The sequence below is a fragment of the Paenibacillus sp. WG02 genome, from assembly GCF_055396115.1.
The window spans coordinates 3,933,367-3,945,611 of the sequence record NZ_AP036016.1 but is presented as its reverse complement, the minus strand read 5'-3'; the positions used below and the strand labels follow the sequence as shown (position 1 = coordinate 3,945,611).

General features: G+C 41.3%; 12 protein-coding genes. All 12 read right to left on the bottom strand.

Annotated features, from left to right (window positions below):
• Window position 1: 1 nt before the first annotated feature.
• Genes ACBP55_RS17600 through fliR form a run of 12 tightly spaced genes read right to left on the bottom strand, consistent with a single transcriptional unit; the run spans window position 2 to window position 12,244 of the window.
• Window positions 2–790, bottom strand: coding sequence for a FliA/WhiG family RNA polymerase sigma factor (locus ACBP55_RS17600; RefSeq protein WP_173185940.1), 789 nt, complete (start codon window positions 788–790; stop codon window positions 2–4).
• Between the two features lie 19 nt (window positions 791–809).
• A complete protein-coding gene (locus tag ACBP55_RS17595) occupies window positions 810–1,247 on the bottom strand; it encodes a hypothetical protein (protein WP_464652967.1) in 438 nt (145 codons plus the stop codon).
• Window positions 1,244–1,738: a chemotaxis protein CheD gene (locus ACBP55_RS17590; protein WP_464652966.1), complete on the bottom strand. Its 495-nt coding sequence runs from the start codon at window positions 1,736–1,738 to the stop codon at window positions 1,244–1,246. The genes ACBP55_RS17595 and ACBP55_RS17590 overlap by 4 nt, the downstream gene beginning before the upstream one ends.
• A complete protein-coding gene (locus tag ACBP55_RS17585) occupies window positions 1,735–2,322 on the bottom strand; it encodes a chemotaxis protein CheC (protein WP_464653334.1) in 588 nt (195 codons plus the stop codon). Before ACBP55_RS17585 ends, ACBP55_RS17590 begins: the two co-directional genes overlap by 4 nt.
• 36 nt (window positions 2,323–2,358) lie before the next feature.
• Complete coding sequence (locus ACBP55_RS17580; RefSeq protein WP_029195379.1) at window positions 2,359–2,820, bottom strand: chemotaxis protein CheW; 462 nt, start codon at window positions 2,818–2,820, stop codon at window positions 2,359–2,361.
• A 27-nt stretch (window positions 2,821–2,847) separates the two neighbouring features.
• Complete coding sequence (locus ACBP55_RS17575; protein ID WP_464652965.1) at window positions 2,848–4,914, bottom strand: chemotaxis protein CheW; 2,067 nt, start codon at window positions 4,912–4,914, stop codon at window positions 2,848–2,850.
• A gap of 51 nt (window positions 4,915–4,965) precedes the next feature.
• Window positions 4,966–6,066: a protein-glutamate methylesterase/protein-glutamine glutaminase gene (locus ACBP55_RS17570; protein WP_464652964.1), complete on the bottom strand. Its 1,101-nt coding sequence runs from the start codon at window positions 6,064–6,066 to the stop codon at window positions 4,966–4,968.
• Between the two features lie 50 nt (window positions 6,067–6,116).
• The gene (locus ACBP55_RS17565; protein ID WP_464652963.1) at window positions 6,117–6,986 is read right to left on the bottom strand and encodes a MinD/ParA family protein; all 870 of its coding nucleotides are present in this window, start codon (window positions 6,984–6,986) and stop codon (window positions 6,117–6,119) included.
• A complete protein-coding gene (gene flhF / locus ACBP55_RS17560; RefSeq protein WP_464652962.1) occupies window positions 6,983–8,287 on the bottom strand; it encodes a flagellar biosynthesis protein FlhF in 1,305 nt (434 codons plus the stop codon). The genes ACBP55_RS17565 and flhF overlap by 4 nt, the downstream gene beginning before the upstream one ends.
• Complete coding sequence (flhA, locus tag ACBP55_RS17555) at window positions 8,284–10,317, bottom strand: flagellar biosynthesis protein FlhA (protein ID WP_029195374.1); 2,034 nt, start codon at window positions 10,315–10,317, stop codon at window positions 8,284–8,286. Before flhA ends, flhF begins: the two co-directional genes overlap by 4 nt.
• 21 nt (window positions 10,318–10,338) lie before the next feature.
• Window positions 10,339–11,433, bottom strand: a complete 1,095-nt coding sequence (flhB, locus tag ACBP55_RS17550) for a flagellar biosynthesis protein FlhB (RefSeq protein ID WP_464652961.1) — start codon at window positions 11,431–11,433, stop codon at window positions 10,339–10,341.
• A 10-nt stretch (window positions 11,434–11,443) separates the two neighbouring features.
• The gene (gene fliR, locus ACBP55_RS17545) at window positions 11,444–12,244 is read right to left on the bottom strand and encodes a flagellar biosynthetic protein FliR (protein WP_464652960.1); all 801 of its coding nucleotides are present in this window, start codon (window positions 12,242–12,244) and stop codon (window positions 11,444–11,446) included.
• Between the last annotated feature and the right edge of the window lies 1 nt (window position 12,245).

The window sequence follows — 12,245 nt, the reverse complement described above, 5'->3', positions numbered from 1 at the left end:
ATTATGTATCTTGAAATAATTGCGTCTTAAATCGACCTAGTACGCCTTTAAGACGAAGAATTGCTTTCGAATGTAATTGTGAAATACGAGAAGGAGACAAGCACATAACTTCTGCAATTTCACTTAAGGAGAGCTCTTCGAAATAGAATAACGAGACTACCGTTCTCTCTTTCTCCGTTAATCGTTCAATAGCCTTCGCCAAAGACTCCTTTAAATAAAACTCATTAACCTGAACCTCTGGGTTCTTTGCCTTTTCGTCAACAAGTAATGAAAGACGTGTTTCCGAATCTTCCTCACGGATGGGATCATCAATTGAACAAACGGTTGTAATTGAAATATCCTGAAGCATCTGCTGAAAATCTTGCTCACTAATTTGTAAATAGCTGCTGATCTCTGCGTCGGTAACGGATCGTAGATATTGCTGCTCCAGCTTCTGGTAAGCATCTTCGACCTTTTTGGCCTTCTCTCTAACTGAACGAGGTACCCAATCCCCTTGCCGAAGTCCATCAATAATAGAACCTCGAATTCGCCAAGAAGCATAAGTTTCAAATTGCAGTCCGCGTGAATAGTCAAATTTCTCCACAGCATCGATTAGGCCCATCACACCAAAGCTCGATAGATCCTCTCTCGAAACACTTTTGGGAAGTCCTATTGCCATACGCCCGGAAACATAATCGACTAAGGGCAAGTAACTCTCGATAAGCGACTGCTTAGCGGGAACCCAGCCCTCTTCCTTCCATTGCTTCCATAACTCGATGTTAACTAGTTGGGATTGCTTTTGCTCGATCATGATTTACGATTCACCATCCTTAGTCTTCAGACATTCGCCTTAAGGCACCCGCCAGTTGTTCAGGGTCCAAATTATTCTTGGTGACTAGCTTAGGTGGATTCAGTGGTGAAAATTGCATTTCATTAGATAGTGAAGAGTTATTACTGCCCAGGTTAGCCTTCATCAGCTCACGTGTTTCCTCATCCTCATCTGGTGTGCTCATATCCAATGATTGACCAATGGACGATTCTGTCGAGGGATTCGCATAAGAGGCTCCGCCTGCAGCATGTTCAGCTCCTATCATTACACCCAACACCCATCTAAAACCAAATGTCAGAACGAATAAAATTAGAAAGCTGTATGCACTTTTAAGACAAGTAGAAAGAAATAAATTATTGCAGATCGATAAGGCAAATGTAAACAAGCCCGCCAATGCTGCTACGATGACATTAATTCGCATGGTTCCAATCATCATCAAATTTCCTTTACTCCTAATTGGACACTTCGAATAACCAGGATGCCGGTTTCACTATGAAATTCTATCGTTCGACCGTAATTAGCCCCGGTATCCTCAGCACGAATCGGAATTTTGTATTTATTCAACATTTCCTTACAAGATTCTACATTTCTTGGACCAATTCTCATCGTATCATTATTTCCCGCAAATGCAAACATCTGAGCACCGCCAGCAAGCTTAGCTTCTAGCCTATTCACTGTAGCTCCGAGCTTTTCCATTCTGGAGATTAACTCAGGAATAGCTGTATCCGCGTATTTTGCAATGTTCAGCGAGCCTTCACGAGCTATCTCGGAGGAAGGCAGCATCACATGAGCCATACCTGCCACTTTTACGCGACTATCATATAAGGTGACACCCACACACGAACCCAGCCCTGTTGTTTTCAACACACCTGATTGGTGAGCAACATTCAGGTCAGCCATTCCTACTTTAATTAAATTATCTAACGTCATGGAGACTCTACCCCTAATGCCGAAAATATTTTGCCAAACGATTCCGGATCAGGAATTAAGAAGAAATGTCCTTGTACTTCATTTTCCCCTTCCATAAATTTGGTTTCAATGAGAAGTGCTTGATCTCCCATTTGGCCAAATTGCAATAAACCATAGCTTAAAATGGCACCAGCCATGTCAATTGCTAACGAAGGGACAGTGGGCTGCATATTCAAATTCGTAAAATCAGCAAGAGAAGATAAATAAGAACCAGCTAAAATATTCCCTATTTCATTCAAAGCAGATAATTCCAGTTCTGAATACTCTTCTTGATTTTCGATATTTAACCCAATCAAATCCCGTAGCATATTTTTGGCAGTATCTAGATCAAGGATAAAAAACATATTGCCAGGCGCGTCTCCATCTACTCGTAAGAAGATAGCAAGAACCACCGTCTCTGCTCCGCCAACGCTTTCGCAGATTTCTTCGAAAGGAAGCATTCTAACCTTTGGAACAAGCATATCAATCGGCTTATCCAGCAAAGTAGATAGGGCGGTAGCAGCATGCCCCGCACCTATGTTACCTACTTCCTTGAGAACGTCCATTTGAAAATCCTCTAAACGGCTAAACACATCCACAAGCTATTCCTCTATTCTTTCTAACTGTTGAAGTTCATCTCGATTCAAGACTTGCTCTAAATTCAGCAAAACAAGCAATCTTTGTTCACCGACACGTGCGATACCATCCAGATACTTAGCTTTGATACCGCCAACAATCTCTGGTGGATTATCAATATTGTCCGTATCTAGGTCGATAACATCATTCGCAGAATCTACGATAAGACCCACTTCAAAGTCACCAGCAGATACGATGATAATACGAGTAGCATCTGAATTAGCTTGCTCTTCAAGTCCGAATCTTGAGCGAAGATCAATAATAGGAATAACAACACCGCGGAGATTAATAACACCTTTAATAAATACCGGTGCTTTAGGTACGCGCGTCATTGGCTGCATTCTTTCGATCGTTCTAACTTTTTCAACTTCCACGCCGTACTCTTCCGTTCCAAGTGCGAAGACGATTACCTTTTTCTCTTCTCCCATTGTGAAAACCTCCCTAAAAGTATGTAATTATTTAATCAATGCATTCGGATCAATGATCAATGCGACTTGTCCATCCCCTAGAATTGTTGCACCGGATATTGCGAATAGTCCGGATAAATATTTACCTAATGTTTTGAGAACGATTTCCTGCTGGCCTATAAATTCATCTACCATCAAGGCTACTTGTTTGTCACCTTTGCGTACAACAACAATTTCGGTCTCTTCCTCAAGGTCCTCATTGAAATCTGGCACATTAAACAACGTGCTGAGCGAGACAAGAGGAATAACAGAATTACGATACTCCACCATTTTGTTACCGTGAATGTTACGAATCTGTTGCTTCTGAATCGCTGAAGTTTCAACAATGGATGACAACGGTATCGCATATTTTTCACTGCCAAGACGCACTAGCATAGCAGAAATAATAGACAACGTTAGTGGTAATTGGACAGAGAATTTACTTCCAAAACCTGGCTTGGAATCAACTTGAACATGTCCGCCTAACATCTGAATCTTCGTCTTCACAACGTCAAGACCAACGCCACGTCCAGAAATATCAGAAATTTTCTCGGCGGTACTAAAACCAGATGCGAACAACAAGTTGTAAACTTCCAAATCACTTAATTTCGCTGCTTGTTCTGCTGTTACTAGACCATTCTTGAGTGCAGTCTTCAATACTTTTTCTCTATATATCCCTCTACCATCTTCTTCAATCTCTATAAAGACATGATTTCCACTATGGAAAGCACGCAGTTGAATGGTACCATGCTCACTTTTGCCAGCAGCCAATCGATCGCTAATTGACTCAATACCATGATCCACAGCATTTCGCAATAGATGTACCAGCGGGTCACCGATTTCATCAATAACGGTCCGATCTAATTCTGTTTCTGCACCTGTAATGACCAAATCTACTTTCTTATCTAGCGATTTCGCCAAGTCCCTTATCATCCGTGGGAAGCGATTAAATACCGAATCAACAGGAACCATCCGTAGTTTCAAAACGATATTTTGTAAATCACTACTAACTCTAGACATATGTTCAACGGTTTCGGTCAGATCATTACGTTTAACCTCGCTAGCGAGCTGTTCTAAACGTACTCGATCAATTAATAGTTCGCTGAACAGATTCATGAGCGCATCTAGGCGTTCGATATCAACACGAATGGTTCTACTTGCAACAGGAGCTCCTCCTGCCGCTGGTTTAGCTGCAGCTGCAACTGGCTCAACATTATGTATGGTTTCGATAGATACTGCTGGTGTGATCGCTTCTGCAACCGCTGCAGCTATTTCTTGTCTTGCCGCTTCAACTTCCGTTCTTGGACGGGATAATTCGGCAAGCGATTCTGAATCAACTGTGATAATGACAGCTGATTGGATTTCGGAAACATTCAAAATTTCTTTCTCTAATGTTGCTTGATCAACCTTAGAAATGAAATAAAGAGAGAAGGAACGATCGAATTTCTCTTGTTCGATTTCTTGTACAGATGGCGTTGCTTTTACAATTTCGCCCATTCTTTCCATTGCATCGAACACCATATAAGCCCGTGCTGCCTTAAGTACACAATTCTCATTCACGCTTACTTCGATATAGAATACAAGGAAGCCTGAGTCAATGGACTGTTGAAGAATAGAAAATTGAAACTCATCCACTTCAATACCTTTTGCTGGTTCTTTCGCAGCAGTTACTTGTGGAGCTTGTGCGGTTTTATAGTCACCAGTCACGATGGAACGAAGAGCAACGACGATGGGTGCAACGTCCGCTTTTCCTGTACCACCTTGAATAATATCTTCGACCATAGATTCCAATGAATCAAGACTTTTGAAAATGCAGTCAAATATGAATGGGTTCATTTCAATTTTACTGTTGCGTACCAAGTCCAAGACATTTTCCATCTCGTGCGTTAGGGCAGCGATATCCTCGAAGCCCATTGTTGCAGACATCCCTTTCAACGTATGAGCAGAGCGGAAAATGTTATGCACAATACTAATATCCTGAGGATTGCTTTCTAAACTAAGAAGGTTCTCATTCAAAGATTGCAAATGCTCTTTCGATTCATCGATAAACATGGATAAATATTGACTAAGTTCCAAAACCACACACCTCCAATAGAATCATTATGTAACCTGTTTGCTAAATTTCATTTAATTAAGTACGCATTGAGCTAATCGATTTGCAATATCCTGCTGTGGCAAAACATGCATCGCAGCTTGGATCTCTACAGCTGCTCTAGGCATCCCATATACGACACAAGTATCTTCGCATTCGGCAATGGTTGTTGAGACACCGGACTGCTTCAAAGAGAGCATGCCTTTGGCTCCATCACTACCCATTCCTGTCATCAGGACGATGTGCCGCTTCAACTCATCCATACCAAGCAAGGACTCAAACATGACATCCACCGAAGGACGGTGGCCAGAACGAGGTTCTTCTTTGGTCAAGCGAATTTTGTACGTTTTGTCCGAATCCTTGTAGATGACCATATGCCATCCTCCCGGCGCTACATAAGCTGTTGCCGTTTGGAGCACATCTCCTTCCGCAGCCTCGACTACCTGTATCTGAGAAATGTCATTCAGACGTTGGGCTAATGATTTGGTGAAATTAGGTGGCATATGTTGAACAATTAAAATTGGCGCAGGAAACCCTGCAGGAATATGAGAGATCACTTGATGTAAGGCGCGAGGTCCTCCGGTTGAAGTACCTATGGCTACAAGATGATCGAAATGCGTTGAACCAGGTTTTGCAGCAAGTTTAGTCTCAGGTGCTTTCATCAAACTGGCATTACTAGCTATTAAAGGTTGAGTAACCTTCGGAGGCACAGGCTGCTTCGGTACTGGCCTTAACTTCGTTCGAACTGCCATATGCAGCTTCTCATGCAGAAGTTGTTTAACTTTATACAGGTCTAGAGATATGGAGCCTGACGGCTTTCGAATAAAGTCGACAGCTCCCCACTCGAGCGCTTTAATCGTTTCGGAAGCACCCTCTTGAGTTAAGGAACTTAACATAATGACGGGCGTTGGTTGTTCTGCCATGATTCGCTGTAAGGCATCCAAACCGTTCATTATTGGCATTTCCACATCCATTGTAATGGCATCGGGTCGTAATAGCTTCACTTGTTCAATGGCTTCTTGACCATTTTTTGCTGTTCCAATCACTTTGTACTGAGGATTATCTGAAATCAAATCGCTTATAATTTTACGCATAAAAACGGAGTCGTCTACGACAAGAATGTTATATTGTGCCAAAGCTGCTTCCCTCCCTCTTATGAGCATATTCGACACGATTTGCGAAAATCCTATTTTAAAAGTTTCATCATTTTATTTAAAAAGCCCTTGACACCGGATGTAGGTGTGTTGATTACTCGATAACCATTCATATAATTATCAACTAATAATTGAAGACTACGAGATGCAGCTGAATTCGGAAAAGCAACTGTAAAAGGTATCTGCTTTTTAACCGCCTTAGATACAGCAACGTCATCATCAACGAATCCTAATGTAGGGATTTGGATATCCAAGAATTGTTTAGCAACTAAAGAAATTTTATCGGCCGTGTGCTTGCCTTCCTTTGCATCGGTTACTCGGTTAATCACCAGTTTGAAAGAAACATCATGTCCCATTGAGTTAACCATTTTTATAATGGCATAAGCATCAGTAATGGAAGTAGGCTCAGGCGTTGTGACAACAAATGCTTCTTCAGCGGCAAGAATAAATTTCAGCGTTTCTTTGGATAATCCGGCCCCTGTATCAAAAATGATAAAATCAACATACCCATTGAGCTGCATGACTTGCTCGGCAAAGTAGTTGAGTTCTTCATCGGTTAAGCGAAGTAAATCATTAAAGCCAGATCCACCTGCTATGAAATCTAAATCATTGTAGCCTTTCTGGATGATTTCCCAGATCGTTTTTTCCTTTTTTAACAAGTGGTACAAATTGTATTTGGAGGAAATCCCCATGAGCACATCAATGTTGGCAAGCCCAATATCAGCATCAAAGACAAGAACCTTATAACCTTTGGACTGAAGCGTTAAAGCAAAGTTTAGCGTAAAATTTGATTTACCAACGCCTCCCTTTCCGCTAGTTACGGTAATAATCCTGGTTGCTTTTGTACCTTTGTCATTCTGTATCTGTACCAGGTTCCGCAACCCTTCTGCTTGATCCTTCATGCTCTAGGTTCCTCCAATAACAAATCGATGATTTGCCACTCATTCATTTCCGTAATATCATCGGGTACGCTTTGACCGTTGGTAACATACGAAAGCTGCAGTGAGAACTCGTGAACAACATTTACAATTGCACCATAGGAGTCTGTTTCGTCCATTTTGGTGAACAATACTTTGTCAAGCTTAAATTTATTAAAATTGTTCGTGATCGCTCTCATGTCTCGATACTTGGTTGTTAAGCTCAAAACCAGAATCGTCTCACTATTTCCTTGTGTCTTTAGCAAAGAGTTAAGTTCAGAAACATACATCTCATTTCGAAAATTGCGTCCAGCCGTATCCATAAAAATAACGTCACATTCTGCTAGATTATGGAATGCTTTCGCTAAATCCTGAGGTGAGAAAACAACTTCAAGGGGTACATTCAAGATTGTCCCATAAGTTTTTAACTGCTCAATTGCCGCAATTCGATATGTGTCTGATGTAATAAAACCAACCTTACGTTGATACTTCAACACTTGTTCCGCTGCAAGCTTTGCTATGGTTGTCGTTTTTCCAACTCCAGTTGGTCCTACGAAATGTACCACGCGTGTTTGTGGTGAGATTTGTTTACTGCGATCAGACTGGAGGACTTGCCCCAGTTTGGATCGCACGACTTGAAGAGCTGACTCATCTGTGACAGGCTCATCTGCAAGTTGAAAATCGGCCACAACTTCATCCATAATTTGACGAACTAGCGTAGGATCAACTTCTTGTTCAATTAACCGTTGTTCAATCTTCTGTAAAGGTTCAGGGAGACTTGACTCATCCGACGCATGAGTAAGCTTTCTCATCATTTCCTTCATTTGTTTGAGTTCCTCCATGAGGTGCTCATCCTTGAGAATGACTCTATTCGGTGCATTTACCGAAACCGGTGAGTAGGACTGCTGTGAAGCAAAACTCTTTTGCGTCTCAACGCCCGTGCTAACAGTAACAGGTTCTTTTTTGGCTGAAACAGGCGCAATCACATCTGGAACATCAGGAAAATCAGAGTAATGCGATTGGATTCTTGCAGGTTGCTCTTGACTTATTACTTTCTGCTGTTGAGGCTGAGGTTGCGGTGCAAAACGTTGAGCAGCCCCTCCTGAATTCGTGCTTGCTCCATCAATTGCAGCGATAACTTCAATCTTTTTCTTGCCGAATAGACCAAGAAAACCCCCTGTGCGAATTTCCTTGGTATTGAGAATTACAGCATCCTTGCCTAAATCCGTGCGAATTTTTTGCAAAGCGTCCGGCATGGAATCGACAACGTATCTTTTTACTCTCATAAATTGACTACCCCCATACTCTGAATTTCAACGCTAGGCTCTAATTCGCTATAGGATAATACAGGTATATCTTGTAAAGTTCTCTCAAGCAATTGTCTTAAATACATCCGAATCGTTGGTGATGTTAAAATAACCGGCTGTTGTCCGGATTGAATCAATTTAGAAACTTGCTCGCTGACACGATGATAAATAATTTGGGAAGAGGATGGGTCAAGTGCTAAGTAACTCCCTTGATCTGATTGCTGAACAGAATCGGCAATTTTCTTTTCCACAGAAGGGCCAACCGTAATAACTTTTAGGGAATCACCTAAAGATGTAAACTGTTGAGTAATTTGTCTAGACAATGATTGTCTTACATATTCAGTTAGTATTTCTGGATCTTTTGTATAGGAGCCATAATCAGCAAGAGTTTCCAAAATCGTTACCAAGTCACGTACAGAAATTTTCTCACGCAGTAACTTAGCCAATACCTTCTGAACATCCCCAACCGATAATACGGAAGGAATAAGATCATCAACAAGCGCTGGATAAGATTCGCGAACATTCTCAATAAGTGCTTTAGTTTCTTGACGACCCAGAAGTTCATGTGTATGTTTCTTAATAATTTCTGTTAAGTGTGTCGCCACTACCGAAGGCGGATCAACGACAGTGTAGCCAGATAGCTCCGCTCTTTCTTTGGTCACTTCATCTATCCATATAGCAGGCAATCCAAAGGCTGGCTCGGTCGTTTCTATACCTGCAATTGAGTCATCATCAATGCCAGGACTCATGGCTAAGTAATGATTAAGAAGTAGTTCGCCGCGTGCAACGGTATTGCCTTTTATTTTGATGATATACTCATTCGGCCTTAGTTGAATATTGTCACGGATGCGAATAACGGGTACGACAACCCCAAGTTCAAGTGCACACTGCCTGCGAATCAAAATGATTCGATCCAGTAAATCTCCACCTTGTTGAGTATCAGCAAGAGGGATTAATCCATAACCAAATTCAAATTCAATAGGATCGACTTGTAACAAGGAAATAACACTTTCAGGGCTCCGCACTTCCTCAATTTGCTGCTCCTCGACCAATTGTTCTTCTTTGATCGCTTCGCGATCCAAATTCTTTTGCATTCTAAAAGCTGCGTAAATTAACAAACCAGCAATCGGGAACGTCGTGAACCAATGAATTGGTGTGAATAAGCCAAGCACCACAAGAGTACCAGCAACTATATAAAGAAGCTTAGGTTGTCCGGTTAACTGTTTGGTGATATCGTGACCTAAATTTCCTTCTGATGATGCCCGTGTTACGATAATACCCGCAGCCGTTGAAATCAACAGAGCAGGAATTTGGCTGACGAGTCCATCACCAATAGTTAGGATCGAGAATGTTTCAAGTGCTTTAGAAAAAGACATCCCTTTCATCGTCATCCCAATAATAAAGCCACCAATCAAATTGATGACGAGGATGATGATGCCGGCAATGGCATCCCCTTTAACAAACTTACTTGCCCCATCCATTGCTCCGTAGAAATCAGCTTCTCTTTCAATCTTTTGTCTACGTTCACGAGCTTGGACCTCATTGATCAAGCCTGCATTCAAATCTGCGTCAATACTCATTTGTTTTCCAGGCATCGCGTCGAGTGTAAATCTCGCTGCAACCTCGGCAACGCGCTCAGAACCTTTGGTAATTACGATGAATTGTACCAAGACAAGGATGAGAAACACGACGAATCCCACGACGATATTGCCTTGAGCAACGAAAGAACCAAAAGTTCTGACCACGTCGCCTGCTTCTGCATGCGACAAAATGTTCCGCGTAGTTGATACGTTTAACGCCAAACGAAACAATGTCGTAATCAGGAGTAAAGAAGGGAAGATTGAGAACTGAAGCGCTTCTTTTGTATTCATAGCAACCAAAATAATCATTAAGGCAATCGATATATTAATAATTAATAGAAAATCCAGCAAAGGGATTGGAACCGGTACAATCATCATTAATACAATACCGATAATGCCTATAAGAACCAATAAATCCTTGATCTTCATTTGATTGTACCCCCCTCATCGTTAGTTCGTTTTGCCCTTCACCTTATATACATAAGCCAATACTTCTGCGACAGCCTGGAACAGCTCAGCGGGAATGGAGTCACCAATTTCCACCTGTGCAAAGATCGCTCGAGCAAGCGGTTTATTTTCCATTGTCATAATTCCGTTTTTCTTCGCAACTTCTTTAATTTTTAAAGCAACATAATCCGCGCCCTTAGCTATAACTGTCGGGGCTTGCATATTGTTCGAATCATATTTCAAAGCTACCGCAAAGTGGGTTGGATTGGTAATAATAACATCTGCTTTGGGAACCTCTTGCATCATGCGCTGCATGGCCATCTGGCGCTGCTTCGCGCGGATCTTTCCTTTGATAAGTGGATCCCCTTCACTCTTCTTATACTCATCCTTAATATCCTGTTTGGACATTTTGAGACTTTTCTCGTATTCATACTTTTGATAGATGAAATCAAAAATGGCAAGGACTATTAAAATCGCGCCAATTTTGATCCCTAGTGATAGCGTGACTGAAGCAATAAATGAAAATGTACTTTCCAACGGAGCATGGCCAAGGCCTAGCAGTTTAGCTTTTTCACCCATTAATGTCGTGTAAACGACATAACCGATAATTAACATCTTCATTGTTGACTTAAGAAAATCCATGACGGTTCGTAGCGAAAAAATCCGTTTGAAACCCTCGATCGGGTTGATTTTGTTAAATTTCATCATGAGAGGATCGCCAATGAACATAAAGCCAATTTGTGCATAATTTCCAATAAAAGCTATTAAAACAACAAGGATGAAAATAGGAGCCAAAATGATTAAACCTTGTTGGACTAAATTTACGAATAATACCTGAACATTTGCGGCTGTAATGTCCATCGTCAGTTGATTCTCATAGACGTTGCGAAAAATGTTAAATATCTTCTCTTTCATATAACCACCGAACATGAGGAACGATAGAAATGAAAAAAGTAAAATAAATGCCGCAGGTAAATCCATACTCTTCGCAACTTGACCCTTTTTACGAGCATCTTGCCTTTTCTTTGCTGTTGCAGGTTCCGTCTTTTCCCCAGCAAACCATTGTAAATCTAGCTGCAATCGAAATGTTTGGGACACGGCTTACCTCCTACTTAGGTGATGGTTGCTGTGTGCCGCTAATCAGTTGAAGCAACTTCTCCATGTAATCAAAAATGGTTGCAAATAAATTTTGGAATTGTGAGATTAATTCTGGGAAAAGAATGACTAGCAGAAAAAAGCCAAGTATCATTTTCAAAGGTGCGCCGATCACGAAAATATTGAATTGCGGAGCAACCCTCGTTAAGAGTCCTAAGCCCAAATCTGTCAAAAAAAGGGCTGCTATAATAGGAGCAGCGAGTTGAAACGAGAGATAAAACATTTTAGATAGCGATTGAAACAAGAAATTCGAAATTTGTCCATCATAGATACGTGCGAACAGTTGATTGTCCAGCGGTATCCAGCGGTAGCTGTCAATAATCGCTCTGATCAAATAATGGTGCCCATCAAATGAAAGAAAAAGCAGCACGGCGATCATATACTTAAGGTTGCCTAACATTGGGCTTGAGACCCCTGTTAGAGGATCAATTACACTCGCCATACTGAAACCGATTTGCATATCCATAAAAGAACCGGCAGTCTGGACAACTGTAAAAAAGATATAAGCGAGAAAACCAAGTAAAACGCCAACAAGCATTTCACGAATGATCAATAGAATGTATTCACCATCCATGGGAATGGGATTACCCAACCCCATAGTCGCAAAAATGATTAACGAGATGAATACAGAAAGACCGATTTTGAACATCATCGGAACATTTCTTGAGGAGAGAATTGGAACAACGACAAAGAACGATGTAATTCGACAAAAAATAAGCAGAAAGATAGGAATAACTTGAAAAAAGTATGTCATA